Source organism: Streptomyces sp. TLI_105 (assembly GCF_900105415.1).
In the GTDB taxonomy this organism is placed as follows: Bacteria; Actinomycetota; Actinomycetes; order Streptomycetales; family Streptomycetaceae; genus Streptomyces.
The window spans coordinates 5,939,166-5,964,865 of sequence record NZ_FNSM01000001.1; the positions used below are offsets into that span (position 1 = coordinate 5,939,166).

At 73.4% G+C, this 25,700-nt stretch carries 21 protein-coding genes; 12 read left to right on the forward strand and 9 right to left on the reverse strand.

The features are described from left to right. Window positions 1–94 precede the first annotated feature (94 nt). From BLW86_RS27175 to BLW86_RS27195, 5 genes are all read left to right on the forward strand, one after another. The gene (locus BLW86_RS27175) at window positions 95–2,182 is read left to right on the forward strand and encodes a hypothetical protein (RefSeq protein WP_093876470.1); all 2,088 of its coding nucleotides are present in this window, start codon (window positions 95–97) and stop codon (window positions 2,180–2,182) included. 26 nt (window positions 2,183–2,208) lie between these two features. Then, window positions 2,209–3,738: a GT4 family glycosyltransferase PelF gene (gene pelF, locus BLW86_RS27180; RefSeq protein ID WP_093876471.1), complete on the forward strand. Its 1,530-nt coding sequence runs from the start codon at window positions 2,209–2,211 to the stop codon at window positions 3,736–3,738. Beyond that, complete coding sequence (locus BLW86_RS27185; RefSeq protein ID WP_371129605.1) at window positions 3,735–5,618, forward strand: hypothetical protein; 1,884 nt, start codon at window positions 3,735–3,737, stop codon at window positions 5,616–5,618. Before pelF ends, BLW86_RS27185 begins: the two co-directional genes overlap by 4 nt. Before the next feature lie 216 nt (window positions 5,619–5,834). Continuing rightward, window positions 5,835–6,455, forward strand: a complete 621-nt coding sequence (locus BLW86_RS27190) for a spherulation-specific family 4 protein (protein WP_093876472.1) — start codon at window positions 5,835–5,837, stop codon at window positions 6,453–6,455. Further along, complete coding sequence (locus tag BLW86_RS27195; protein ID WP_093876473.1) at window positions 6,452–7,246, forward strand: endo alpha-1,4 polygalactosaminidase; 795 nt, start codon at window positions 6,452–6,454, stop codon at window positions 7,244–7,246. Before BLW86_RS27190 ends, BLW86_RS27195 begins: the two co-directional genes overlap by 4 nt. Here the strand turns inward: BLW86_RS27195 and cobS are convergent. Next, entirely contained in the window at window positions 7,243–8,016 is a 774-nt protein-coding gene (gene cobS / locus BLW86_RS27200; RefSeq protein ID WP_256341446.1) for an adenosylcobinamide-GDP ribazoletransferase, read from the reverse strand. The two genes, BLW86_RS27195 and cobS, sit on opposite strands and share 4 nt — an antisense overlap. A gap of 67 nt (window positions 8,017–8,083) precedes the next feature. Here cobS and BLW86_RS27205 point away from each other — a divergent pair, with 67 nt between their 5' ends. Next, window positions 8,084–8,848: a hypothetical protein gene (locus tag BLW86_RS27205; protein WP_093876475.1), complete on the forward strand. Its 765-nt coding sequence runs from the start codon at window positions 8,084–8,086 to the stop codon at window positions 8,846–8,848. Here the strand turns inward: BLW86_RS27205 and BLW86_RS42165 are convergent. The 4 genes from BLW86_RS42165 to BLW86_RS27225 form a co-directional block, all read right to left on the reverse strand. Then, window positions 8,788–9,498, reverse strand: coding sequence for a hypothetical protein (locus BLW86_RS42165; RefSeq protein WP_177181767.1), 711 nt, complete (start codon window positions 9,496–9,498; stop codon window positions 8,788–8,790). The genes BLW86_RS27205 and BLW86_RS42165 overlap by 61 nt on opposite strands. Then, a complete protein-coding gene (locus BLW86_RS27215; RefSeq protein WP_093876476.1) occupies window positions 9,495–11,258 on the reverse strand; it encodes a phosphatidylglycerol lysyltransferase domain-containing protein in 1,764 nt (587 codons plus the stop codon). Before BLW86_RS27215 ends, BLW86_RS42165 begins: the two co-directional genes overlap by 4 nt. A gap of 107 nt (window positions 11,259–11,365) precedes the next feature. After that, entirely contained in the window at window positions 11,366–12,442 is a 1,077-nt protein-coding gene (cobT, locus tag BLW86_RS27220; protein WP_093876477.1) for a nicotinate-nucleotide--dimethylbenzimidazole phosphoribosyltransferase, read from the reverse strand. A 48-nt stretch (window positions 12,443–12,490) separates the two neighbouring features. Continuing rightward, on the reverse strand, window positions 12,491–13,693 hold the full coding sequence (locus BLW86_RS27225; RefSeq protein ID WP_093876478.1) for a bifunctional adenosylcobinamide kinase/adenosylcobinamide-phosphate guanylyltransferase: 1,203 nt from the start codon (window positions 13,691–13,693) through the stop codon (window positions 12,491–12,493). A gap of 91 nt (window positions 13,694–13,784) precedes the next feature. Between BLW86_RS27225 and BLW86_RS27230 the strand changes: the two genes are divergently transcribed. Continuing rightward, window positions 13,785–13,991, forward strand: a complete 207-nt coding sequence (locus BLW86_RS27230) for a hypothetical protein (RefSeq protein ID WP_093876479.1) — start codon at window positions 13,785–13,787, stop codon at window positions 13,989–13,991. A gap of 533 nt (window positions 13,992–14,524) precedes the next feature. On the opposite strand, the gene BLW86_RS27235 is transcribed toward BLW86_RS27230, so the two are convergent. From BLW86_RS27235 to BLW86_RS27245, 3 genes are all read right to left on the reverse strand, one after another. Then, complete coding sequence (locus BLW86_RS27235) at window positions 14,525–15,619, reverse strand: S1C family serine protease (RefSeq protein WP_093876480.1); 1,095 nt, start codon at window positions 15,617–15,619, stop codon at window positions 14,525–14,527. A gap of 82 nt (window positions 15,620–15,701) precedes the next feature. Further along, window positions 15,702–16,475 carry a class I SAM-dependent methyltransferase gene (locus BLW86_RS27240; RefSeq protein WP_256341447.1) on the reverse strand — a complete coding sequence of 258 codons (774 nt, stop codon included), beginning with the start codon at window positions 16,473–16,475 and terminating at the stop codon, window positions 15,702–15,704. 65 nt (window positions 16,476–16,540) lie between these two features. Beyond that, complete coding sequence (locus BLW86_RS27245) at window positions 16,541–17,146, reverse strand: DUF3043 domain-containing protein (RefSeq protein WP_093876481.1); 606 nt, start codon at window positions 17,144–17,146, stop codon at window positions 16,541–16,543. Window positions 17,147–17,419: 273 nt separating this feature from the next. Between BLW86_RS27245 and BLW86_RS27250 the strand changes: the two genes are divergently transcribed. From BLW86_RS27250 to BLW86_RS27270, 5 genes are all read left to right on the forward strand, one after another. After that, complete coding sequence (locus BLW86_RS27250; RefSeq protein WP_030691877.1) at window positions 17,420–18,214, forward strand: PspA/IM30 family protein; 795 nt, start codon at window positions 17,420–17,422, stop codon at window positions 18,212–18,214. Between the two features lie 19 nt (window positions 18,215–18,233). Then, the gene (locus tag BLW86_RS27255) at window positions 18,234–18,512 is read left to right on the forward strand and encodes a PspA-associated protein PspAA (protein ID WP_093876482.1); all 279 of its coding nucleotides are present in this window, start codon (window positions 18,234–18,236) and stop codon (window positions 18,510–18,512) included. A 560-nt stretch (window positions 18,513–19,072) separates the two neighbouring features. Then, on the forward strand, window positions 19,073–20,329 hold the full coding sequence (locus tag BLW86_RS27260) for a sensor histidine kinase (RefSeq protein ID WP_093876483.1): 1,257 nt from the start codon (window positions 19,073–19,075) through the stop codon (window positions 20,327–20,329). After that, window positions 20,326–21,015: a response regulator gene (locus BLW86_RS27265; RefSeq protein WP_093876484.1), complete on the forward strand. Its 690-nt coding sequence runs from the start codon at window positions 20,326–20,328 to the stop codon at window positions 21,013–21,015. Before BLW86_RS27260 ends, BLW86_RS27265 begins: the two co-directional genes overlap by 4 nt. Window positions 21,016–21,192: 177 nt before the next feature. After that, window positions 21,193–24,321: an efflux RND transporter permease subunit gene (locus BLW86_RS27270; RefSeq protein WP_093876485.1), complete on the forward strand. Its 3,129-nt coding sequence runs from the start codon at window positions 21,193–21,195 to the stop codon at window positions 24,319–24,321. A 99-nt stretch (window positions 24,322–24,420) separates the two neighbouring features. Here BLW86_RS27270 and nadA read toward each other — a convergent pair whose 3' ends face one another. Then, complete coding sequence (gene nadA, locus BLW86_RS27275) at window positions 24,421–25,617, reverse strand: quinolinate synthase NadA (RefSeq protein WP_093876486.1); 1,197 nt, start codon at window positions 25,615–25,617, stop codon at window positions 24,421–24,423. Window positions 25,618–25,700: the final 83 nt, after the last annotated feature.

Consider the following 25,700-nt stretch of genomic DNA (forward strand, 5'->3'; position numbering starts at 1 on the left):
TCACGCAAGGACGACACACCGTCCTTCGCCTCATCTGCGACATCTCCACGGGGCCCGCCGGTTCGGGCGGGGCCCGTCGAGGGGGGACATCCGCATGGACTCCGACCGAATCCGTACGCCCAGAACCGCGCCCCGCACCGCCCGCACCGCGCCCCGCACGGGCAGGATCGCGACCCTCGCCGCCGCCGCGCTGCTCGCCACCGTCCTCCCGACCGCGCAGGCGGTCGCCGAGACGCCGCCCCGCGTGGACCTCACCGTCCTCGTCGTCGACGACGGCGGCAGCGCGGTCGGCGCGATCACCGCCGAGCTCCGGGCCACCGGCGTCCCGTACCGCAGGATCGACCTGGACGACCCGAACCGGCCCGTCCTGGACACGGCCTTCCTCAGCGAACCCTCCGACAGCGCGACCGGACGGCCCCGCGCCAAGTACCAGGGCGTCGTCCTGCCCCACGAGAGCGCCTTCGGCCCCGACTCCGCCGAACAGACCGCCCTCCAGGCGTACGAGCGGGCCTTCGGCATCCCCCAGGTCGACGCCTACACCTGGTCGCACCCCGGCGTCGGCCTCGACTACACCGACCAGGGCGGCTGGTCCGGCGTCCTCGACGGGACCACCGCCGGCGTCACCGCCGCGGGACGGGCGGGCCCCTTCCGCTACCTCGCCGGGGCGCTCACCTTCGAGGACAACGACCCCACGATCGCCGAGAGTTACGGCTACGCGGGCCGCCCCCGCGCCGGCTACACCAGCTACCTCGACATGCCCGTCGACGGCGGCCGGGCCAGCCTCGTCGGCGAGTACGCCACCGACGGACGCCGCGAACTCGTCGTCACCTTCGCCTACAACCAGTACCAGCGGCAGTTCCGCGCCCTCGCCCGCGGCATCGTCGACTGGCTCACCCAGGGCGTCCACCTCGGACAGAGCCGCAACTACCTCTCCGTCCACGTCGACGACGTCTTCGCCCCCGACGCCCGCTGGGACCCCGCGCTGAACTGCACCCCCGGCGACTTCGACTGCGTCGGCGACGACGGAGAGGGCGCGAACCCCATCCGCATGACGGCCGCCGACGCCCAGTACGCCGCCGCCTGGCAGAAGTCCTCCGGCTTCAAGCTCGACATGGTCTACAACGGCGGCCAGGGCGAGCAGTGGAAGACCGAGCACGGCGGCACCGACCCGCTCACCGACCGGCTCGTCGCCGACCGCGCCCAGTACCGGTGGATCAACCACACCTACACCCACCCCTTCCTCGGCTGCGTCCAGGACAACACCGTCGTCCCCTGGCGGTGCGCCACCGACACCGCCGGCAACACCCTCTGGGTCAGCCGCTCCGAACTCTCCGGCCAGATCCGCGACAACCACGCCTGGGCCGTCGGCAAGGGCATCTCCGTCGACCGTTCCGAACTCGTCACCGGCGAGCACTCCGGCCTCAGGACCCTGCCCCAGCAGCCCGCCGACAACCCCAACCTCGCCGGCGCCCTCGCCGACAACGGCGTGAAGTGGACCGCGAGCGACAACTCCCGCGAGCCCGAGCAGCGCGCCGTGGGCACCGGCGCCGCGAGGACCGTGCCCCGCCACCCGATGAACGTGTACTACAACGTGGGCACCGCCGCAGAGATGACCGACGAGTACAACTGGATCTACACCTCCCGCGCCGACGGCGGCAGCGGCGTCTGCGAGTCCAACCCGGCCTCCACCTGCCTGCCCGCCCCGCTCCCCACGGCCACCGGCTACGCCGACCACATCGTGCCGCAGGAAGCCCGCACCGCCCTCTCCCACGTCCTCGGCAACGACCCCCGGCCGCACTACGTCCACCAGTCCAACCTCGCCGAGGAGCGCCTCCTCTACCCCGTCCTCGACCGCGTACTCGCCGACTACCGGGCCCTGTTCGCGGCGAACGCGCCCCTGGTGAACCCGGCCCAGAAGGACGTCGGCACCGAACTGAACCGCCGCGCCGCCTGGGACCAGGCCGTCGCCGCCGGAAAGGTCACCGCCTACCGCGTCGGCACCACGGTCACCATCAAGGCCCCCTCCGGCGTCACCGTGCCCGTCACCGCCCCCGAGGGCACCCGCAAGCGGCTCCTCCTCGGCACCACCGCCTTCGGGACGCCCTACGCGGGCACCCGCTCCGCCTGGACCACGCCCGAACCGCTCCAGACCACCGTCACACTCACGCTCCCGACCGCCTGACCAGCACGTCCTGGGGGGACCCGCTCATGCCGAGCAGTGGCCGTCACGTCACCATGCTCACCGAAGGCACCTACCCGCACGTCCACGGCGGCGTCAGCACCTGGTGCGACCAGCTCGTCCGCGGCATGCCGGAGGTCGACTTCGAGATCCTCGCCCTCACCGGCAGCGGCCGCGAACCCGTCACCTGGGAGCTGCCGCCCAACGTCACCCGGCACACCGCGTACCCCCTGTGGGGACCTCCGCAGAGTCCGGCCGTGCGCCGGCCCCTGCGGGGGCGCGAACGACGCCGCTTCCTCGACGCGTACGAGCGCCTCCTGCTCGCCCTCCTCGACCCCGAGGCGGACTGCGACTTCGGCACCGGCCTGTACGAACTCGCCGAACTCGCCCGACAGGGAAGGCTGACCACCGCACTCCGCTCCGAGCGGGCCCTCCGCTCCCTCATGTGGATCTGGACCATGCCGCACCTGCCCACCCTCGCGGCCCGGCCCACCGTCCACGACGCGCTCACCGCCACCGACCTGCTCGAACACGCCCTGCGCCCGCTCGCCGCCCGGATAGCCACCGGCGGCGTGGCGCACGCCGTCTCCAGCGGCCTCGCCACGCTGCCGGCGCTCGCCGCGCAGCACTTCGAAGGGGTGCCCTTCCTGCTCACCGAACACGGCATCTACCTCCGCGAGCGCTACCTCGGCTACCGCACCGAAGCGCAACGCTGGCCCGTCAAGGCCCTCATGCTCGGCTTCTACCGCGAGCTCAACACCCTCGGCTACCGCAAGGCCGACCTCATCACCCCCTGCAACCAGTACAACCGGCGCTGGGAGGAGCGCGGCGGAGCCCCCGCCGACCGCATCCGCACCGTCTACAACGGCGTCGACCCGGCCCTCTTCCCCGAGGCCGGACCCGAACCCGAGACCCCCACCCTCAGCTGGTGCGGCCGGGTCGACCCCATCAAGGACCTGGAGACCCTGATCAGGGCGTACGCGATCTCCCGCGCCGAACTCCCGGAGCTGCGGCTCCGCCTCTTCGGCCCGGTCCCGGCCGGGAACGAGGACTACCTGACCCGCCTGGAGAAACTCGCCGCCGAACTCGGCGTCGCCGACGGCGTCTCCTTCGAGGGCCGCGTCTCCGACGTGCCCTCCGCCTACGCGGCCGGCAGCGTGGTCATGCTCTCCTCCATCAGCGAGGGCTTCCCCTTCTCCCTCATCGAGGCCATGTCCTGCGGCCGCGCCACCGTCTCCACGGACGTCGGAGGCGTACGGGAAGCCGTCGGCGACACCGGGATCGTCGTCCCGCCCCGCGAACCGGCCGTCATGGCCGCCGCCGTCTCCGCACTCCTCCGCGACGGCGCCCGCCGCGCCGAACTGGGCCGCCGGGCCCGCCAACGGGTGATCGACCAGTTCACCCTGCACCGCTCGGTGGACGGCTTCCGGCAGATCTACCGCGAACTCGCGGGCACCCGCCCGCCGCGCCCGGCCCCGGCCGTCACCTCCCTCCGCCTGAGCATCCCCGCCCCGCGCCGCACCTCACCGGCCCTCGTCACCGGAGGCACCCCGGCATGAGCGGCTCCCTCTGGCTGAAACCCCCGACGACGGGGGCGTCCCCCCTCCCCGGCATCCCCCGGCCCCGCCGCCGGCCCCCGGCGGCCCACCTCGACGAAGCCCCACCCGCCCGGCCGGTTCCCGCCGAGCCGCCGACCGCCACCGCGCCCTCGGCTCCGGCGGGGCGGGGCGGGGCCCCGGCACCGGCCGACACCGCCGGCGCGGACGCGGGGGCTTCGCCCCGGGCGCCCCGGGCGGGCGCCGCCGCCCCCGCGGGGCATCCGACCTCGACCGGCACCACCCGGCCCGAGGCCCCCGCAGGGCAAGCGGCCCCGCTCCCGCAGGACTCCGCCGGGCCGCCCACTCCCGCCGGTCCCCGGGCCCCGGCCGGGCCGTCGGTCATCGCCGTGCCCTCGGCGCCGACACCGCAGGCCGGGGCACCGGCTCCGGCGGGGGCGACCCGGCCCGCGGCCGTCGCCGGGCGGCCGGCCCCGATCGGCCCGCCCCCCGCCGGGGGCGAGCCCGCCGCCGCGGACGCCCCGCCGCTCGCCGGCCCACCCCCCGCCGGAGGCGGCCTCGCCGCCGATCCGCTCGACGAACTCGCCGCGCGGCTCGACGGGTTCGTCGCCGCCGCCGTGCACCCGGACGAGATCGCCGCCATCCTCGAGTCCGACGGCATGACCGACGAGCACATCCGGCTCACCTACGGCCGCGCCGACTCCTTCTCCCTCGCCGAGGACCTCTACGCGCGCGTGGAGCGGCGCCACCCCGAGCCGTCGGCGCCGTCCGCCGGTGTCTGGCACGGCGAACTGTGGGGCTGTCTGCTGCGCGGGCTCGTCTTCGCGCTCCCCGGCCTCGCGTACGTCCTCGCCGCCCCGCTGCTCGCCGCGGAACACGGCCGGTTCGGACTCCCCGCCGGGACCGTCCCGCTGCTCGCCGGTGCCGTCACCGGCTGGCTCTGGAACCAGGCGCTCTCCCACCGCGCGTACACCTGGCTCGGCCTCGGCGACCGAACCGCCGCCGCCCGCGCGCTGCTCACCGGCGCCCCGGCCGGCGCCCTCGCGGGGGCGGCCGTCGCCCTCGTGACCGCCGGGCCCGGCGAGACCCCGGCCGCCGTCTTCGCCGCCGGCCAGTCGCTCTACCTCGCCGCCGCGACCGTCCTGCTCGTCCTCGGCCGCGAACGGGCCCTGTTCTGCGCCCTGCTGCCGCTCGCCGGCGCCGTCCCCGCCTTCCGCTGGGACCTGCCCGACGCGCTGCGCGCCGGACTCCTCCTCGCCTCGCTCGCCGCGTCCGTCGCCTTCGCCGCGGCCGCCCTGCGCCCCGGCGTCCGTCGGGGCGCGGCGGGCCGCGGCGGACCCCCGCGCGCGGCCTCCCTCCCGTACGGCCTCTTCGGCCTCGGCAGCGGCCTGCTCGTCCTCCGCGCGGGCGTGGCCGACACGCTGGTGAGCGGCGCGGGGGCGGTCATCGCGCTCACCCTCTCCATGGGCCCCGCCGAGTGGCTCCTGCACCGCTTCCGGGGCGAGAGCCTGACCCGGCTGCGGACCCTCACCACCGCCCGCGAGTTCCGCCGGGCGGTCACCGGCACCCTCGTGCTCTGCCTCGGCGGCTACCTCACCGTGCTCCTCGCCCTCACCCTCGGCGCGACCCTGGCCTGGCCCGGCGCGCCGTGGCCGACGCTCCCGCGCCTGGTCACCCTGCTCCTGATCGGGACCGTGCTCTGGCTCGGGCTGCTGCTCCAGGCCTTCGGCGCGGTGCTCAGCGCCGCCACCGTCTGCCTGTTCGCGGCGGCCGCGCAGACGGTGCAGCCGGCGGCGGGCCCGGTGGCCGCCGGGGGAGCGGCGGCGGTGCTCGCCGTCCTGACCTCCGCCCTGCTGGTACGACCGACCGCCCACCGTGCCTAGGGGGTGTCCGGAAAGTCCCGCCCGGCTCGCGACGTCCGGCACGCACGCCCGCCGCGTCGTCGTCGGCCGCCATGGTCCCCCGTAGCCCTTCGGGCACGGGAGGTGCCCCCACCGCCCTTGTCGACCTCCTCCGCCTCGCGCTCGCACGCACCGGACGCCGCGAGCCCTGCCCTCCGGGCAGACGGCGCTACTTTCCGGACACGCCCTAGGGACGCCATGACGAACCCCTCCCTCCTGGTGCCGTACTACGAGCACCCGTCCGAACGCCCCGAGGCCTGGTCGGCGCTCGTGGACGCGGCGTCGTCCCTGTACGGCGTCGTCCTCAACCCGGCGAGCGGCGCCGGCGAGGCCCCCGACCCGGCGTTCGCCGAGGCCGCCGGGCGGCTGCGGGCGGCCGGGGCGCGGGTCCTCGGCTACGTGGACACCGCCTACGGACGCCGCCCGCACGCCGAGGTCGTCGCCGAACTGGTCCGCCACCGCGACTGGTACGGCGCCGACGGCGCCTTCCTGGACCAGGTGGCGACCGCGCCCGCCGCCCTCGCCCACTACCGCCGCATCGCGGTCGCCGCCCGCGCCGCCGGGGCCGCGACCCTGGTCTTCAACCACGGGGCCCACCCGGCCCCCGGCTACGAGGCGCAGGCCGACCTCCTCGTCACCTTCGAGGGCCCCTGGGACACGTACCGGACGCTCGATCTGCCGGTCGCCGCCCACTACTGCCACCTCGTCTACGCCGCCCCGGCGGACTTCCGCCCGGCCACCCCGGTGCACTGCGCCGTCCCCGGCACGGGCGCGCACCCCTGGGGCACCCTCCCGCACCTCCTGGCGGCCGCCCGATGAGGGCCGCCCGCCCGATGGCTCTGCTCACGGGGGTCCTGCTCCTCGCCACGGCCTGTACGGCCGCCCCCGACCCGGACTCCAAGACGACCGACGACCGCTGGCGGCCGGCCCCCGGGCTCACCTGGCAGTGGCAGCTCAGCGGCAGGCTCGATCCGTCCGTCGACGTCCCGGTGTACGACATCGACGGCTTCGACCATCCGGCGTCGACCGTCGCCGACCTCCACCGCCGGGGCCGCAAGGTCGTCTGCTATCTGTCCACCGGCGCCTGGGAGGACTTCCGTCCCGACGCCGACGACTTCCCGAAGGCCCTCCTCGGCAAGGGGAACGGCTGGGAGGGCGAGCGCTGGCTGGACGTCCGCCGCACCGACCTCCTCGGGCCCCTCATGGCGAAGCGCCTCGACATGTGCCGGGACAAGGGCTTCGACGCCGTCGAGCCCGACAACATGGACGGCTACAAGAACCGCACCGGCTTCCCCCTGACCGCCGCCGACCAGCTCCGCTACAACCGCCTCATCGCCGGCATGGCCCATGAGCGGGGCCTCGCGGTCGGCCTCAAGAACGACCTGGACCAGATCCCCAAGCTGCTGCCGGACTTCGACTTCGCGGTCAACGAGCAGTGCGCGGAGTACGACGAGTGCGGCCGCCTCGCCCCGTTCGTCGCGGCGGGCAAGGCCGTCTTCCACGTCGAGTACGAGCTGACGACGGACCAGTTCTGCCCCCAGGCCCGGAAGCTGGGCCTCAGCTCCATGCGGAAGCGGTACGAACTGGACGCCTGGCGCCGACCCTGTTAGCCCGCCGAGCCCAGCGTCAGCGCGACCAGGGTCGCCGTCGCCGCCGTCTCCTCCACCGCGCCGAACACGTCGCCCGTCACCCCGCCGAAGCGCCGCACGCACCGGCGGAGCAGCAGCGCCGACGCCCCGAGGCCCGCGCCGGCCGCCAGGACGTCGCGGACGGCGTCGTACGGGGAGAGCAGGAGGCCCGTCGCGGCGCCGAGGACCAGGACCAGGGCGGTCGTGAGGGTCGCGGAACGGGTCGGGACCGTCGCGGCGACGATCGCGCCGAGGCCCTCGGGGCGGGCCGCCGGGACGCCGTGGCGGGACGCGTGGGTGAGGGCGAGGCGGGCCACGGTGGCGGCGAGGGCCGCGGCGACGGTCCCGCGCTCCCAGCCCTCCCCGTACAGCTCGTACAGCGCGGCGACCTGGGCGAGCAGGACCAGGACCAGGGCGATGACGCCGAACGGGCCGATGTCCGACTGCTTCATGATGCGCAGCGCGTCCTCGGCGGGCTTGGCGCTGCCGAGGCCGTCGGCGGTGTCCGCGAGGCCGTCGAGGTGGAGGCCCCGGGTGAGCAGGGCGGGGACGGCGGTGGTGACGACGGCCGCGAGCAGCGGGCCCGAGCCGAGCAGCAGGAACGCCGCGCCGGCCGCGGCGGAGCAGAGCCCGACGACCAGCCCCGCGAGCGGGGCGCTGAGCATGCCGGCGCGCGCCGCGTCCCGGTCCCAACGGGTGATGCGGGCGGGGAACACGGTGAGGGTGCCGAAGGCGAAACGCAGGCCGTCCATCCGGGCAGGGTAATCGCCGTCCCCGAACGGTAGATTGCGCATACCGCGCATATCGGAAGTGGGTGGCATGGGTCACTGGTTCTCCCGGAACATCGTCGAGCCGGGCAAGGTCCCGATGCTGCTCGCTCTGACCTCCTTCGTCCTGACATTCCTGGTCACCCGCACCGTCACCCGGCTCATCCGGGCGGGGAAGGGTCCCTTCCGGAACGTCTCCTCGGGAGGCCTCCACATCCATCACGTCGTGCCGGGCGTCGTCCTCACGGTCCTCGGCGGATTCGGGGCGGTGGCCAGCGACCGGCACGGCGTCGGCGCGGCCGTCTTCGCCGTCGTCTTCGGGATCGGCGCCGGGCTCGTCCTGGACGAGTTCGCGCTCATCCTCCATCTCGACGACGTGTACTGGACGGACGAGGGCCGCAAGAGCGTCGAGGTCGTCGTCCTCACCGCCGCCCTGGTCCTGCTGGCCCTGAGCGGCTTCTCGCCGCTCGGCGTCAACGACATGACGGCGGAGGAGCGCCAGGACCGGACGGCCTTCATCCTCACCATCGCGCTGAACTTCCTCATCGTCCTGGTCACCCTGATGAAGGGGAAGGCCCGGATGGCCGTCTTCGGGACCCTGGTGCCGCTCGTGGCGATCATCGGCGCCGTCCGGCTGGCCCGCCCCGGCTCCTGGTGGTCCCGGCGCCTCTACGGCCGCCGCCACCGCGCCAGGGCCCGCTCCCGGATCCGCGCCTACCGCCACGACAAGCGCTGGACCAAGGTGCGGCGCCGCCTTCAGGACCTGATCGGCGGCTTCCAGGAGCGCGTGCCCGGCCGGGGCTCGACGCCGTCCTGACCCCGCCCGCGCCGGGCCCGGACCGCGATCAGGACGAGGACGGCGGCGATCGCCGCGATGTGCTCCTTGCCCGCCAGGTTCGCCTTGACCGCCACCTCGATCACCATCGCGAGGACCACCAGCGCGCCCGTCCACCGCGCCCCGTACCGCCAGCAGACGTAGACGGCGAGGCCCACCACGGCCGCCGAGGGGCCGGTGTCGACGACCTGCGCGTCGGAGGCGGGCAGCCCGAAGGGGCTGTCCGGGCCGAGGGCGATGCCCACGCGCGCGTAGAGCGTGCCGGCCAGCGTCGCCAGATAGGCGACGGCGAGCGTCCGCCCCCGCCCGAGGCAGATCTCGGCGATCCCGAACACCAGCAGGACCTGCGCGAGGGCGCCCCAGACGGGCAGGTCGAGCGCGGGCACGAACAGCGACAGCGGGGTCCGCAGCAGCGCGAGCCACAAGGGGTCCTCGGCCCGTACGGAACCGATGTCCTGGACCGGCTGATAGCCCCAGTCCTGGTTCTGCACGATCTGTAACACGGCGGTGAGGCAGACGGCGGTCAGCGTCATCGGGACCGCCCGCCACCTCCTGGTGACCAGTGCCGTCCGTACGGTGGTGAACAGCGGCCCCCACTCGCGGCGGGCGAAATCCTTCGGGGCCCCTCTCAACGCCCGCTCTCCAGATGTCTGCGGTGCATCCACTTCGGCAGGCCGGGGGCCTCCAGGAAGCCCTCGGCCCGCCCGGCGGCGAGGCCGATGCGCAGCAGGTCCGCACTCTTCTCGAAGAGCATGAATCGGGGCTCCCAGATCGGTCGGTACTTGGCGTTGGCGCGGTACAGCGACTCGATCTGCCACCAGCGGGAGAAGAAGCTGAGCAGCGAACGCCACATGCGCAGCACGGGTCCCGCCCCGAGCTTCGAGCCACGTTCGAAGACGGAGCGGAACATCGCGAAGTTGAGCGAGACCTGAGTGATCCCGATCTCCTTGGCCCGCTGGAGGAGTTCGATGACCATGAACTCCATCAGGCCGTTCTCGGAGTCCCGGTCACGGCGCATCAGATCCAGCGAGAGCCCCTTCGGCCCCCAGGGGACGAAGGAGAGCAGCGCCCGCAGCTCGCCCGCCTCGTCGGTGCACTCCAGCATCACGCAGCGGCCGTCCCGGGGATCGCCCAGCCGGCCGAGCGCCATCGAGAACCCGCGCTCGGTGGCCCCGTCCCGCCAGTCGTCCGCCTTGCGCAGCAGCTCGGCCATCTCCTCGGCGGGAATCTCCTCGTGCCGCCGGATCCGGACCTCGTACCCGGCCCGCTTGACCCGGTTGAAGGCCTGCCGGACCGTCCGCATCGCCCGGCCGTCCAGGGTGAACTCGTCGGTCTCCACGATCGCCTCGTCGCCCAGCTCCAGGGCGTCCAGACCGTGCCGGGCGTAGATGACCCCGGCCTCCTCGCTCGCGCCCATCACCGCCGGGATCCAGCCGTGCTCGCGGGCCTCGGCGAGCCAGGGCTCGATGGCGCCCGGCCAGGCCTCCGGGTCGCCGATCGGGTCGCCGGAGGCGAGCGAGACGCCGCCGACCACCCGGTAGGCGATGGCCGCCTTCTCGCTCGGCGACCACACGACGCTCTTCTCGCGGCGCAGCGCGAAGTAGCCGAGCGAGTCGCGCTCGCCCTGCTTGTCGAGCAGGAGCCGCAGCCGCTCCTCGTCCTCCTCGGTCAGCGGGTCGACGGCCCGCCGGGAGCGGAAGGCGGCGAAGAGCACCGCGAAGAGCAGCAGCGTGGACAGGACGTTGATGGTGACGTCGACCCAGCCCGGGGTGCTGATCCCGGCGAACCGGGAGTCGTCGGAGGCCAGCGTGACCAGCCGCATCAGGCCGTACCTCCACCGGTCGAGGAAGGTGGAGCTGCCGGTGGCGTCGTTGGTGACGGTCACCAGGAGGGCGGCGAGCAGCGAGGTGACGAGCAGTCCGCCGACCGCCACCCCCGCCGCGAGCCTGGGGTTGGAGCGGTCGCCCTTCGCGTAGAACTCCTTGCGCCCGAGCAGCAGCGCGAGGACGAACGCGGCGGTGAGGACCAGCGAGATCCAGTTCTGGGCGTGCTGCCGGACCTCCGGGAAGAACATCACGAGCGCGAAGAGCAGCAGGAAGAGACCGCTGAGCACCAGGTTGAGGATCCACGCGGCCCGCTTGCGGCGCCGCATGGTGATCGCCAGGAAGAGCGTGAAGACGCCCGAGGCGAAGCCGGCGGTGAGCATGTACGGGGTGAAGTAGTCGTCCTCGTTGTGGCGGCGCAGGTCGTTGCCGAACGAGACCCACACGGCGCTCAGGAAATTGATGAACGTGACGACACGCAGGTACCAGACGGCGAAAGCGGCGCCGCGCCGCGAACGGGCGGTCGTGCCCCGGGGTGCTGCATCGGCAGACAAGCGGACTTCTCCCATGAAAAGCGATCATATGGGGCAGTGCTTGCGGTGCGGAGACGCCCGGGACGGTCACGCGCGCGTCGCGCGCGGCCGCCCCGGAGGCGACCGTTCCCTTCCGCCCGCGCTCAGGCCTCCGCGGCGCCGTCGGCGTCCGCGGTGTTCGGATCCGGACGTTCGGGCAGCTCCGCGGCGAACGCCGCCGCGGCCTGGACGAGGGGAAGTGCGAGCAATGCCCCGGTTCCCTCACCCACATGGACGCCGTGATCGAGCAGCGGGTTGAGCGCCATCCGGTCCAGGGCCTTCGCCTGCGCCGGCTCCCCGCTCACCTGGCCCGCCAGCCACCAGTCCGGCGCCCGGAACGCCGCCCGCTGCGCCACGAGGGCGCAGGCCGCGCCCACCACGCCGTCCAGGATCACCGGCATCCGCCGCACCGAGGCCTGCAGCAGGAATCCGGTCATCGCCGCCAGATCCGCCCCGCCGACCGCCGCGAGCAGCTCCAGCTGGTCGCCCAGGACCGGCCGGGCCCGCCGCAGCGCGTCCCGGATCGCCGCGCACTTGCGCATCCACGCCAGATCGTCGATCCCGGCACCGCCCCGGCCGGTCACCACCGAGGCGTCCGTCCCGCACAGCGCCGCGATCAGCGTGGCCGCCGGGGTCGTCCCGCCGACGCTCAGATCCCCGAGCACCACCAGATCGGTGCCCGAGTCCGCCTCCTCGTCGGCGATCGCGATGCCGAGCCGGACCGCCGCCTCGGTCTCCTCGACCGTCAGCGCGTCCACCACGTCGATCCGGCCGCTGCCGCGCCGCACCCGGTGCCGTACCACCTCGGCGGGCAGCAGCTCCGGATCGCAGTCCAGACCGGCGTCCACGACCCGCACCGGCACGTTCATCGAGCGGGCGAGGACGGCCACCGGGCTCACCCCGTCGAGCACCGCGCGCACCAGCTCGTGCGCCGTGCCCGCCGCGCGGCCCGACACGTCGAGCGAGGCCACCCCGTGGTCGCCCGCGAACAGCACGACCTTCGGCTGCTCGATCGCCCGCACCTTGACCGAGGCCTGCGCCGCGGACAGCCACTCGCCCAGCTCGTCCAGCCGCCCGAGCGCCCCCGGCGGCACGGTCAGCCGCTCCCTGCGCTCCTCGGCGTCACGCCGTATCCCGCCGTCGGGGCGCTCGATCAGATCGGAGAAGTCGTCCAGGTTCAAGGGTTCCGCCTAGTGACAAGTCAGCGAGGGCCATCAGCGATCGGAACCCTACCCGCGCAGTACGAGCGCCTGGCCCGCGACCACGAGGACGACCTCCTCGCATTCGTCCCCGAAGGCCGCGTTCAACCGGCCCAGCTCGTCCCGGAAGCGACGCCCGGCCGCCGTGCCCGGCACCACGCCCGACCCGACCTCGTTCGTCACCGCCACGACCGTACGGCTCGTCGCCCGCACCGCCGCCACCAGCTCCGCCGTCCGCTCCCGCAGCGCCCCCTGCCCGCCGTTCGCCCAGGTCTCGTCGTCCCACGCGCCCACCCGGTCCATGGCGTCCGTCAGCCACAGCGACAGACAGTCGACGAGCAGCGCGGGCCCGTCCCCTTCGAGCAGCGGTACGAGTTCACAGGTCTCGGCGGTACGCCAGGACCCCGGCCGCCGCTCCCGGTGCAGCCCGACCCGCTCGGCCCACTCCGGGTCGCCCTCCCGGGTGCCGCCCGTCGCCACGTACAGCACCTCGGGGAAGGTCTCCAGGCGCCGCTCGGCCTCCACCGACTTCCCCGACCGGGCCCCGCCCGTCACCAGGGTCCGCCGGGGCGCCTCCGGCGCCTCGTGGTAGTCGCCGACGTACAGCGTCGTCCCGTCCGGCACCGCCCGCGCCCCCGCCGCCGCGAGCCGCCGGTCCAGCTCGGCGCCCGTCGGCACGTCATGGTCCAGGTGCACCGCGATCACCTCGGTGGCCGGACCCACCGCCCCCGCCGCCCGCAGCCGGGCCAACCCGTCCGGCCGCCCCGTCACGTCGGCGACCACCATGTCGTACGGGTCGAGACGGCCGTCCGTCAGCCCGGCGGGCGCGCCGCCCGGCGGCAGGTACAGCAGCCGCTCGCCCTCGGCCGAGGTCACCTCGTACCCGGTCCCCGGGGAGTCCATCGGCACGGCCCGCACCCGGTGCCCGCTGATCAGCGTCAGCTCCCGTCCGTCCGGCACCCGCCCGGCCGTCGGAAGCCCCGCGGGCACCTCGACGGCGGGCCCGTCGTGCGGATGCGTGAGCAGCACCTGCCGCACCCCCACCAGCGAATGCCCCGACCGGGCCGCCGCGAGCGCGGCCCCCGGAGTCAGATCGAGCAGCAGGGCCCCGTCCACGAGCAGCGCGGTCGCGGCCCGTGTGCGCGGCCCTCGGGAGAGCGCGCACACGGCGCAGGGGCAGTCGGGGCGGGGGAGGCCGAGCGGGGCGCCGGTGCCGAGCAGAGTCAGTTCCACCCTCAGATCCTCCCGCGCCACCGCGAGGCGTGCGCGCCCGGCTACGCTGCGGGCAGGAAACCGATCATCCGGTGAGCTCCAGGAGGCTTGCATGGCATGGACGTGGCGGTTCGAGAAGTCCGACGGCTCGGAGGTCGAGCCGGTGGTGACCCCCGAGGAGTTCACCACCCAGGGCGACGCGGAGAGCTGGATCGGCGAACACTGGCGTGACCTCCTGAGCGGCGGCGCGGACCAGGTGACCCTGTCGGAGGACGGCACGAAGATCTACGGCCCGATGCCCCTCGACGCGGAGGGCTAGAGCACCCGGCGACCAGGGGTGCGGGGCCGAGCCCCGCACCCCTCCCACTGCGGACAGCCGTCCCGCCGGGCCGCCCCCGCACCCCGTTGTGGGCATGCGTTCCGCTGGGGCGAGGGGGGTCCCCCCTGCTCGAGCGAAGCCGAGAGCTTGGGGGAGGGTGGGCACAACGGAACGGCGCCCTTGCCGGCGCCAGAGGCTCCCGCGCCCTGACCCGCACCCTGTTGCGCGCCGCACAACGTGGTGCGGGTCCAGGCGCGGAACGCGGAGGCGCCGCTCAGGGCGCCGTCCCGTGTGCCCACCCGTCCCGCCCTGCGGGACGATTGCCCACACGGGCGGGGGACCGGGGGCACCGCCCCACCAGACGCGGGCCCCACACGGCGGGTGCGGGAGGGGCGCCGTCCCGCAGACGCATGCCCACACGGGCGGGGGCGGGGCGTCGCCCCGCCGGGCGCGGGTCCCGCACGGCGGGTGGGCGGGGCGCGGTCCACGAGGGGCGCCCAGCAGCCGTAGGCGCGGCGCGCACACGTCAGGTCCTACATTTCGCCCAGCGTCACGTTCGTCCTGCGCGTCGCCCCACCCCGTACATACCCCACCGTCACCACATCCCCCGGCTTCATCGAAGCCAACGCCTCCGAGAGCGACGTGATCGTCGTGATCTCGGCGTCGCCGAGGCGCGTGATCACGTCCCCCGGCTTCAGCCCCGCCTTCCCGGCCGCCCCGTCCGCCGGCGCCTCGACCACCGCGACGCCCGCCGGCTTGTAGCCGTCGTCGAGGACCGTACGGCCGGTGATGTTGAGGGCCGCCCGCCCCGAGTCCGTCACCTTGCCGTTCTTGACGATCTGGTCCGCGATCGTCCGCACCATCGACGCGGGGATGGCGAAGCCGATGCCGGGCGCCGAGCCGCCGCCCAGTTCGGGGTCGGTCGCGGCGAGCGTGGGGATGCCGATGACCTCGCTGTCGAGGTTCACGAGGGCGCCCCCGCTGTTGCCGGGGTTGATCGCGGCCGACGTCTGGACCATGTTCCCGATGGTCGCGCCGGTGCCGCCGCCGGTCCGTCCCTCGCTGACGGTCCGGCCGGTCGCCGAGACGATGCCCTGGGTGACGCTGCCGGACAGGCCCAGGGGGGAACCCATCGCGAGCACGATCTGTCCCATGTCGACGGTGGCCGAGTTGCCGAACTTCGCCGCCTTCAGCCCTTGGGGCACGCTGTCCAGCTTGAGCACGGCGAGGTCCTGCTCGGGGTAGGAGGAGACGAGCCGGGCCGTCACGGGCTGCCCGCCGGTGGCCGCCGTGACCTTGAAGCTCTTCTCCTGGCCGACCACGTGCGCGTTGGTGACGATGTGCCCCTTGGCGTCGTAGACGACGCCGGAGCCGAGGCTGTTCGCCGCCTCGATCTGCACGACGGACGGCAGGACGTTGCGGATGACGGTCTGGTAGTCGTCCTGGAGCTCGTTGGCGGCGAGCGGCGCCGCCGCCTGGGTGGACCGCTCCGGGACGGAGGCGCCCCCGTCGGCGGTGGAACAGCCACCGGTCAGTGCGACGGCGCAGGCACCCGCGGTGAGGGGGAGAAGGACACGACGGCTACGGGCGCGGGCACGATCACGGGCGTGGGCACGGGAGACGTCCATGTCCGGAGTATCCGATTCCGTCCCACCCCGGGCCCGGCGAGCGCACCCGATCAGGGGTGCGCCACCGCCCCTCGCGCCTTTGTCAGCCCCGTACCCCGCACAGGTGCAGCAGCGCCGCGATCCGTCGGTACGGCTCCGTGCGCCCGGCCCGGTCCTCGGCGGCGAGCAGTCGCTCCAGCTCCTCGGCGGCGGGCAGGCCCGCGTCGGCGGGGATGCCGTCCGTGAAGACCCGCACCCCGTACCAGGCGTGCAGCGGAGCCGCGATCCCCGCGAGCGTCGCCGTGAGCGCGTCCAGCCGGTCGGCCCGCACCTTCACGCCGTTGTCGTCCGTGTAGACGTCGGAGTCGAAGGCCGCGAGCGCCCCGGACCAGTCCCCGGCGAGCCCCGGCCGCATGGCCAGGGCCTCCGCGTTCCGTACCACCAGGGACAGCAGGCCGCCGGGGGCCAGCATCCGGGCCAGACCCGCGAGCAGCGCGTCGGGTTCGTCCGCGTACATCAGCACGCCGTGGCAGAGGACCACGTCGAAGCTGCCGGGCAGGAAGTGCACCCCGGTCTCGCGCCCGTCGCCCTCGATCAGCCGGACCCGCTCGCGGATCCCGGCGGGCTCCGTCGCCAGCGACTCCCGGGCCGCCTTGAGGAGGTCCGGATCGGCCTCCAGGCCGGTCACGGTGTGTCCGGCCCGGGCGAGGCGCAGGGCCTGGGTGCCCTGTCCCATGCCCGCGTCGAGGATCCGCAGGCGCTGGCCCACGGGATAGCGGGCGGTTATCTGCTCGTCGAGCTGACGGGCGACGATCTCCTGCCGGATGGTGTCGCGCAGCCCGCCGTGGGTGGCGGGCCAGTGCGCGACGGGCAGCACCGGGCCACCCGACTCCGACGTGGCCTCGCCGAACGCGCGCCCGTCGAACTCCGAGCTGTCGGCGCTCAGGGCCGCTCTCCGCGCTTGACCTGCGGCTTCGGCAGACGCAGTCGGCGCATCTGGAGCGTGCGCATCAGGCCGTAGGCGATGGCGCCGCGCTTCGGCTCGTTCGGGAAGCGCTCGTTCAGCTGCTTCCGCAGACGGAGCCAGATGCCGATCGAGTCGATGACGATCAGGACGATCACACCGAGCCACAGCAGCAGGGAGATGTTCTGCAGCGCCCGGTTGGCGTTGCCGAACAGCGACAGCACGAGGATCACCACGGCCATCGGCAGGAAGAACTCGGCGATGGCGAACCGCGAGTCGACGAAGTCGCGCACGAAGCGGCGCACCGGCCCCTTGTCGCGGGCGGGCAGATAACGCTCGTCGCCGCTGGCCAGCGCCTCGCGCTGCCGGGCCAGGTCCGAGCGGCGTGCCTCGCGCTGGCGCTTGGCGGCCTCCTTGCGGTCGGTCGGCACCGTCGCGGCGCGCCGGCGCTGGGACTGCGCATCGCTCCGCTTCGGGGTCGGGCGGCCCTTGGGGGCCTCGGGGTCGCGGGGCTGCTTGGTGGAGAGGTCCGCCGTCACCTTGTCGGTGGGGGCCTTCTCGTCCTTCGAACGGCTACGGAACACAAAACCCAAGGGTACGGGGTGGCGGGCATGAACCCCATGCGGGCCGGGAACGATCCGCTAACGGACTGCGTCTTCGGACGTACGTACGCGAGGACGGGTGCGGTCTCCCCGAGATCCATCTACTCCCTGCGCGGGAGGAAACTCCGCACGCAGTCGTCCTTGGGGAGGAGCGCATCCCGCTCCGAACAGTGCGGTAATGGAGACAGGGCCCGTACTGTGGATCCTGTTGAAGAGCTGGAGCCGAAGTCCGTCAGAAGGGGGCGCGCGAAGCCCATGAGCGGTGTCATGAAGCGTATGGGGATGATCTTCCGCGCGAAGGCGAACAAGGCCCTTGACCGGGCCGAGGATCCGCGCGAGACGCTCGATTACTCCTACCAGAAGCAGTTGGAGCTGCTGCAGAAGGTGCGGCGGGGCGTCGCCGACGTCGCCACCTCCCGCAAGCGGCTCGAACTCCAGCTGAACCAGCTGCAGGGCCAGTCCGCCAAGCTGGAGGACCAGGGCCGCAAGGCGCTGGCGCTCGGGCGCGAGGACCTGGCGCGCGAGGCGCTGTCCCGGCGGGCCGCGCTCCAGCAGCAGGTCAGCGACCTGGAGGTGCAGCACCAGACGCTGCAGGGCGAGGAGGAGAAGCTCACCCTCGCCGCCCAGCGTCTCCAGGCCAAGGTGGACGCCTTCCGCACCAAGAAGGAGACCATCAAGGCGACCTACACGGCGGCCCAGGCGCAGACCCGGATCGCCGAGTCGTTCTCCGGCATCTCGGAGGAGATGAGCGACGTCGGCCTGGCGATCCAGCGGGCCGAGGACAAGACCGCCCAGCTCCAGGCGCGCGCGGGCGCGATCGACGAGCTGCTCGCCTCGGGCGCCCTGGACGACCAGTCCGGGCTCGCGAAGGACGACATCCAGGCGGAGCTGGACCGGCTGTCCGGCGGCACGGACGTCGAGCTGGAGCTCCAGCGGATGAAGGCCGAGCTGGCCGGAGGCCCCTCGGCGCAGCAGCAGGCCATCGAGGGCGGTGGCGCGGCCGCGCCGCAGGACCGCACCCAGCAGCAGTCCCCGCGCTTCGAGAAGTAGGCGACAGACAGGACGCGTCATGATCGTACGGATCATGGGGGAGGGCCAGTGGAAGCTGGCCGACAGCCACCTCGGCGAGCTGAACAAGCTCGACGACGAGCTGCTCGAAGAGATGGAGGCGGGGGACGAGGAAGGGTTCCGGCGCACGCTGTGCGCCCTCCTCGACGCCGTCCGGCAGCTCGGTGAGCCGCTGCCGGACGAGGTGCTGGAGCCTTCCGAGCTGATCCTTCCGGCTCCGGAGGCGAGCCTGGACGAAGTCCGCGACATGCTCTCGGAAGACGGCCTCATCCCCGGCTGACGCCTCCGCCGCGGGTGCCCGCTCAGCCGGCGCGGAGCCCACCCCACCGTGGGCACGCGCCCGCCGGGGCGGCACCCCGCCCACCCCGTTGTGGGCAGTCGTTCCGCCGGGGCGGTGCCCACCCCCGCGCCCCCGTTGTGGGCGCCCGTCCCGCTGGGGCGGTGCCCACCCCCTTCGCCCACCCCCGTTGTGGGCGCGCCGGCTGGAGCGGTGCCCGCCCCCGCCCACCCCGTTGTGGGCATGCGTTCCGCTGGGGCGGAACGGGTGGGCACAACGGAACGGCGCCCTTGCCGGCGCCAGAGGCTCCCGCGCCCTGACCCGCACTGGCCTGTGCGCCGCACGCGTGGTGCGGGTCCAGGCGCGGAACGCGGAGGCGCCGCTGAAGGGCGCCGTCCCGTGTGCCCACCCGTCCCGCCCCAGCGGGACGATTGCCCACACGGGCGGGGGCGGCGGGAAGGGCACCGCCCGGCGGGCGCGGGCCCGCACGGCGGGGGCGGGAGGGGCACCGCTCAGCAGGACCTCGCCGCCCCGCAGGGACCCGCCCCGTACCGTTGTCTCCCGTGACCCCCACCGGCCCCGCCACCGGCACCCCCCGCGCCCGTCTCCGTGACTGGTTCCGCGCCCACCCCCTCGCCTTCGACGCGGTGATCGCCGCCGGCTCGTTCGTCGCAATGGTCGCCGGGTCCTTCACCGATCCGCACGGCAGCCCGGACGGGCCGACCTTCGGGGACCGCACGCCCGACGTGTGGAGCGTGTTCGCCATGATCGCGGGGGCCGCCGCGCTGGTGATGCGCCGGCGCAAGCCCTTCGCGGTGCTCTCCTTCACCGTCGTGATCACCCTCTTCGAGCTGATCGACGACAACCGGCCCGCCCCGATCGCGATGAGCGCCGTCGTCGCGCTCTACACGGTCGCCTCCCGCACCGACCGGCCCACCACCTGGCGGGTCGGTCTCGCCACGATGGCGGCGCTCACCGCCGCGGCCATGGCCTTCGGTCCGACCCCCTGGTACGCGCAGGAGAACCTCGGCGTCTTCGCCTGGACCGGCATGGCGGCCGCGGCGGGGGACGCCGTCCGCAGCCGCCGGGCCTTCGTGGACGCCATCCGGGAGCGGGCCGAGCGGGCCGAGCGGACCCGCGAGGAGGAGGCCGGGCGGCGGGTCGCCGAGGAGCGGTTGCGGATCGCCCGCGACCTCCACGACGTCGTCGCCCACCACATCGCGCTGGTGAACGTGCAGGCCGGGGTCGCCGCGCACGTCATGGACAAGCGCCCCGACCAGGCCAAGGAGGCCCTCGCGCACGTCCGCGAGGCCAGCCGCTCCGCCCTGGACGAGCTGCGCGCCACCGTCGGCCTGCTGCGCCAGTCCGGCGACCCGGAGGCGCCCACCGAGCCCGCCCCGGGCCTCGCCGTCCTCGACGGGCTGCTCGACAGCTTCCGCAAGGCCGGCCTTCCCGTCACCCTGGCCCGCGCCGACGAGGGCCTGACGCTGCCGGCGACCGTCGACCTCGCCGCGTACCGGATCGTGCAGGAGGCCCTGACGAACGTCCGCAAGCACGCGGGACCGGACGCGAAGGCCGAGGTGAGCGTGGTGCGGGTGGGCCGTACGGTCGAGGTCACCGTCCTCGACGACGGCACGCCGCCGGCCGTCCCGCCCTCGGCCGCCGAGCAGCCCCCGGTCGGCGGCCACGGACTGCTCGGCATGCGGGAGCGGGTCGGCGCGCTCGGCGGCACCCTCACCGCCGCCCCCCGCTACGGCGGTGGCTTCCGCGTGCAGGCGATACTGCCGGTGACGTCCCGCACGGGGGAGGACCGCGCATGACCATTCGCGTACTGCTCGCCGACGACCAGGCCCTGCTCCGCAGCGCCTTCAAGGTCCTGGTGGACTCCGAGCCCGACATGGAGGTGGTCGGGGAGGCGCCCGACGGCGACGGGGCGGTCGCGCTGGCCCGCTCCACGCGGCCGGACGTGGTCCTGATGGACATCCGGATGCCGGGCACCGACGGCCTCGCCGCCACCCGGATGATCACGGCGGATCCCGAGCTGGCCGACGTACGGATCGTCATGCTGACCACCTTCGAGGTCGACGAGTACGTCGTGCAGTCGCTGCGCGCCGGCGCCTCCGGCTTCCTCGGCAAGGGCGCCGAGCCGGAGGAGCTCCTCGGCGCGATCCGGATCGCCCACGCCGGCGAGGCACTGCTGTCCCCGGCCGCCACCAAGGGCCTGATCGCCTCCTTCCTCGCCCAGGGCCCGGGCGCGGACACCGCGGGCGCGCCGGGCCGGGCCCGCACCGAGAAGCTCGCCGCGCTCACCGCCCGGGAGCGCGAGGTCCTCGTCCTCGTCGCGGGCGGCCTGTCGAACGACGAGATCGCCGAGCGGCTCGACGTCAGCCCGCTCACCGTGAAGACGCACGTCAACCGGACCATGGCCAAGCTCGGCGCCCGCGACCGGGCCCAGCTGGTGGTCACCGCCTACGAGTCCGGTCTCGTACGCCCCCGGGTGGAGTGAGCGCGTACTCCAGACGCGGTATGCGCGGCGTAAAGAAGTGCACCCGGGGGCCGAGGACTTCCGCCCGCGGATGGCAGATCGTATAGACGGGGGGCACCTCCGGCGGATCCAGCGGGTCCGGGCCGGGGTCTTGGCTGCTCCCGCCTGTCGACGAGTACGCCACAGAAGAGAGACCCCATGTCCTGGCTGTCCAGATTCAGCCTCGCGCAACGGGCCCTGATCGGGCTGATGTCCATCGTCGCGATCGTGTTCGGGGCGATCGCGATCCCGCAGCTGAAGCAGCAGTTGTTCCCCTCGATCGAGCTGCCCATGGTCTCGGTCCTCGCCCCGTACCAGGGCGCCTCTCCCGATGTGGTCGAGAAGCAGGTCGTCGAGCCGCTGGAGAGCAACCTGAAGGCCGTCGACGGCCTCAAGTCGGTCACCTCCACCGCCTCCGAGGGCATGGCCGTCGTCATGGCCTCCTTCGACTACGGCGACGAGTCGACGAAGCAGCTCGTCGCCGACGTCCAGCAGGCCGTGAACCGGGCCCGCGCCCAGCTGCCCGACACGGTCGACCCGCAGGTGATCGCCGGTTCGACGGACGACATGCCGACCGTCGTCCTCGCCGCCGCCTCGGACAAGGACCCGCAGGCGCTCGCCGACCAGCTGGAGCGGACCGTCGTGCCCGCCCTGGAGGACATCGCGGGCGTCGGCCAGGTCTCCGTCAGCGGCGTCCAGGACCTCCAGGTCTCCGTGACCCCGGACGAGCGGAAGCTCGCCGCGGCCGGACTGAACACGATGAAGCTCGCCGAGGCCCTGCGCTCCGGCGGCGCCACCCTGCCGGCCGGTGCCTTCTCGGAGGCCGGCAAGTCCCGCACGATCCAGGTCGGCGGCGGCTACACCTCGCTCAAGCAGATCGAGGACCTGCGCATCCCCGCGGCCGTCCCCGGCAAGGGCAAGGCGGTCCGCCTCGGCGACGTCGCCACCGTGAAGCAGGAGGAGTCCCCGCGCACCTCCCTCACGCGGACGAACGGCAAGCCCAGCCTCGCCGTGTTCGCCACCATGGACAAGGACGGCAGCGCCGTCGCGATCTCCGATGCCGTCGAGAAGAAGCTCCCCGAGCTGCGCCGCGACCTCGGCGCCGGCGCCGAGCTGACCGTGGTCTCCGACCAGGGCCCGGCCGTCGCCAAGGCCGTCTCCGGCCTGACCACGGAGGGCGCGCTCGGCCTCGTCATGGCCGTCCTGGTGATCCTGGTCTTCCTCGCGTCCATCCGCTCGACGCTGGTGACCGCGGTCTCCATCCCGCTCTCGGTCGTCCTCGCCCTCATCGTGCTGTGGACCCGCGACCTCTCGCTGAACATGCTGACGCTCGGCGCGCTCACCATCGCCATCGGCCGGGTCGTCGACGACTCGATCGTGGTCCTGGAGAACATCAAGCGGCACCTGGGCTACGGCGAGGAGCGCCAGAGCGCGATCCTCACCGCGGTCCGCGAGGTGGCGGGCGCCGTCACCTCCTCGACCCTCACCACCGTCGCCGTCTTCCTGCCGATCGGCCTGACCGGCGGCATGATCGGCGAGCTGTTCGGCTCGTTCTCGCTGACGGTCACGGCGGCCCTGCTCGCCTCGCTGCTGGTCTCCCTGACCGTGGTCCCCGTCCTCTCGTACTGGTTCCTGCGCGCCCCCAAGGGCACCTCGGAGGACCTGGCCGAGGCCCGCAGGCTGGCCGAGGAGAAGGAGGAGAAGAGCCGCCTCCAGCGCCTGTACGTGCCGGTCCTGCGGTTCGCGACCCGGCGCCGCTTCATGAGCCTGGCCATCGCGCTCGTCGTCCTGGTCGTCACCTTCGGCATGGCCCCGCTCCTGAAGACGAACTTCTTCGACCAGGGCGAGCAGGAGGTCCTCAGCATCCAGCAGGAGCTGGCGCCCGGCACCAGCCTGAGCGCCTCCGACGAGGCCGCGAAGAAGGTCGAGAAGCTCCTCGCGGACACCGAGGGCGTCAAGGACTACCAGGTGACCGTCGGCTCCTCCGGCTTCATGGCGGCCTTCGGCGGCGCCACCGGCTCCAACCAGGCCTCGTACAAGGTGAGCCTGGGCGACTCCGCCTCGTACGAGAAGACGCGTGACGCCATCGAGAAGGGCCTCGACGCGCTCGACGGGGTCGGCGACACCACCATCGCCGCCGGCGACGGCTTCGGCTCCCAGGACCTGAGCGTGGTCGTCAAGGCCGCCGACCCGGAGGTCCTCAAGAAGGCCTCCGAGCAGGTCCGGGCCGCGATCGCCGGACTGAAGGACGTCACCGACGTCCAGAGCGACCTCTCGCAGTCCGTCCCGCGGATCTCCGTGAAGGCGAACGCCAGGGCGGCCGACGCCGGCTTCGACACCACCTCGCTCGGCGCGATCGTCGCCCAGGCCGTCCGGGGCACCCCGGCCGCCAAGGCGACCCTCGACGACAGCGAGCGGGACGTCCTCATCACCTCGGCGCACCCGGCCACCACCCTGGCCGCGCTCCGGGCGCTGCCGCTCGGCCCGGTGAAGCTGGGCGACGTCGCCACCGTCGAACTGGTCCCCGGCCCGGTCTCGATGACCCGGATCGACGGTGCGCGCGCCGCGACGATCACGGCCAAGCCGGTCGGCGACAACACCGGCGCGGTGAGCGCCACCCTGCAGTCGAAGATCAGCGCGCTCGACCTGCCGGAGGGCGCCACCGCGACCATCGGCGGTGTCTCCGAGGACCAGAACGAGGCCTTCCTCAACCTGTTCCTGGCGATGCTCGCGGCCGTCGCGATCGTCTTCATGCTCCTGGTGGCGACCTTCAGGTCGCTGGTCCAGCCGCTGATCCTGCTGGTCTCGATCCCGTTCGCGGCGACCGGCGCGATCGGCCTCCTGGTGGCCACCGGCACGGCGATGGGCGTGCCGGCGATGATCGGCATGCTGATGCTCATCGGCATCGTCGTCACCAACGCGATCGTCCTGATCGACCTGATCAACCAGTACCGGGCGCAGGGCCTGGGCGTCGTCGAAGCGGTGATCGAGGGCGGCCGGCACCGGCTCCGCCCGATCCTGATGACCGCCCTGGCGACGATCTTCGCCCTGCTGCCGATGGCCCTCGGCATCACCGGCGAGGGCGGCTTCATCGCCCAGCCGCTGGCGGTGGTGGTGATCGGCGGTCTGATCACCTCGACGCTGCTGACCCTGCTCCTCGTCCCGACGCTCTACGCGATGGTGGAGCTCCGCAAGGAGCGCCGCGCGAAGAAGAAGGCGGCGAAGCGGGCGGCGAAGTCCGGCGAGGTGCCGGTCCCGCCGCAGGCGAAGGAGCCGACGACGGTCTGACCCGTACGGCTTCTCGTACGGCACGAGGAAGGGGCGCCCCACGAGCTCGTGGGGCGCCCCTTCCGGCGTACGAACGGGAGAACCGTTACGGCAGGACCGTTACGGCAGGGCCAGCATCCGCTCCAGGGCGAGCTTGGCGAAGCTCTCCGTCTCCTTGTCGACCTGGATCTGGTTGACGAGGTTGCCCTCGGCCAGGGACTCCAGGGTCCACACCAGGTGGGGGAGGTCGATGCGGTTCATGGTCGAGCAGAAGCAGACCGTCTTGTCGAGGAAGACGATCTCCTTGTCCTGGTCGGCGAACCGGTTCGCCAGCCGCCGGACGAGGTTCAGCTCCGTGCCGATGGCCCACTTGGAACCGGCCGGGGCCGCCTCCAGGGTGTTGATGATGTACTCGGTCGAGCCCACGTAGTCCGCGGCGGAGACGACCTCGTGCTTGCACTCGGGGTGGACGAGCACGTTCACGCCCGGGATGCGCTCGCGCACGTCGTTGACCGAGTCCAGCGAGAAGCGGCCGTGCACCGAGCAGTGGCCCCGCCACAGGATCATCTTGGCGGCGCGCAGCTCCTCGACGGTGAGCCCGCCGTTCGGCTTGTGCGGGTTGTAGAGCACACAGTCGTCCAGGGACATGCCCATGTCGCGGACGGCGGTGTTGCGGCCCAGGTGCTGGTCCGGCAGGAAGAGCACCTTCTCGCCCTGCTCGAAGGCCCAGTTCAGGGCCCGCTCGGCGTTGGACGAGGTGCAGATCGTGCCCCCGTGCTTGCCGGTGAAGGCCTTGATGTCGGCCGAGGAGTTCATGTACGAGACGGGCACGACCTGTTCGGCTATGCCGGCCTCGGTCAGCACGTCCCAGCACTCGGCGACCTGCTCGGCGGTGGCCATGTCGGCCATCGAGCAGCCGGCCGCGAGGTCGGGCAGGACGACCTTCTGCTCGTCGCCGGTGAGGATGTCGGCCGACTCGGCCATGAAGTGCACACCGCAGAAGACGATGTACTCGGCCTCGGGCTTGGCGGCGGCGTCGCGCGCGAGCTTGAAGGAGTCACCGGTCACGTCGGCGAACTGGATGACCTCGTCGCGCTGGTAGTGGTGGCCGAGCACGAAGACCTTGTCCCCGAGCTTCTCCTTCGCGGCGCGGGCACGCTCCACGAGGTCAGGGTCGGAGGGCGACGGCAGATCGCCAGGACACTCCACGCCGCGCTCGCTCTTCGGGTCGGCCTCGCGGCCGAGCAGGAGCAGGGCGAGCGGCGTCGGCTGGACGTCGAGCTCATGACGGGGTTGGGCCGTGGTCACGTCACGCACCCTTTCTTCGGGGAACCTTTTCGTCGAAATGACGCTATCTATCATAACCCGCTTCACGTCAAGTTGACGATGTCCATAGTGTC

What these genes read in the sequence shown, in the direction of transcription:
- BLW86_RS27175 (WP_093876470.1), top strand. Translation starts at nt 95, where the DNA reads ATGGACTCCGACCGAATCCGTACGCCCAGAACCGCGCCCCGCACCGCC.
- pelF (WP_093876471.1), top strand. Translation starts at nt 2,209, where the DNA reads ATGCCGAGCAGTGGCCGTCACGTCACCATGCTCACCGAAGGCACCTAC.
- BLW86_RS27185 (WP_371129605.1), top strand. Translation starts at nt 3,735, where the DNA reads ATGAGCGGCTCCCTCTGGCTGAAACCCCCGACGACGGGGGCGTCCCCC.
- BLW86_RS27190 (WP_093876472.1), top strand. Translation starts at nt 5,835, where the DNA reads ATGACGAACCCCTCCCTCCTGGTGCCGTACTACGAGCACCCGTCCGAA.
- BLW86_RS27195 (WP_093876473.1), top strand. Translation starts at nt 6,452, where the DNA reads ATGAGGGCCGCCCGCCCGATGGCTCTGCTCACGGGGGTCCTGCTCCTC.
- cobS (WP_256341446.1), bottom strand. Translation starts at nt 8,016, where the DNA reads ATGGACGGCCTGCGTTTCGCCTTCGGCACCCTCACCGTGTTCCCCGCC.
- BLW86_RS27205 (WP_093876475.1), top strand. Translation starts at nt 8,084, where the DNA reads ATGGGTCACTGGTTCTCCCGGAACATCGTCGAGCCGGGCAAGGTCCCG.
- BLW86_RS27215 (WP_093876476.1), bottom strand. Translation starts at nt 11,258, where the DNA reads ATGGGAGAAGTCCGCTTGTCTGCCGATGCAGCACCCCGGGGCACGACC.
- BLW86_RS27230 (WP_093876479.1), top strand. Translation starts at nt 13,785, where the DNA reads ATGGCATGGACGTGGCGGTTCGAGAAGTCCGACGGCTCGGAGGTCGAG.
- BLW86_RS27235 (WP_093876480.1), bottom strand. Translation starts at nt 15,619, where the DNA reads ATGGACGTCTCCCGTGCCCACGCCCGTGATCGTGCCCGCGCCCGTAGC.
- BLW86_RS27250 (WP_030691877.1), top strand. Translation starts at nt 17,420, where the DNA reads ATGAGCGGTGTCATGAAGCGTATGGGGATGATCTTCCGCGCGAAGGCG.
- BLW86_RS27255 (WP_093876482.1), top strand. Translation starts at nt 18,234, where the DNA reads ATGATCGTACGGATCATGGGGGAGGGCCAGTGGAAGCTGGCCGACAGC.
- BLW86_RS27265 (WP_093876484.1), top strand. Translation starts at nt 20,326, where the DNA reads ATGACCATTCGCGTACTGCTCGCCGACGACCAGGCCCTGCTCCGCAGC.
- BLW86_RS27270 (WP_093876485.1), top strand. Translation starts at nt 21,193, where the DNA reads ATGTCCTGGCTGTCCAGATTCAGCCTCGCGCAACGGGCCCTGATCGGG.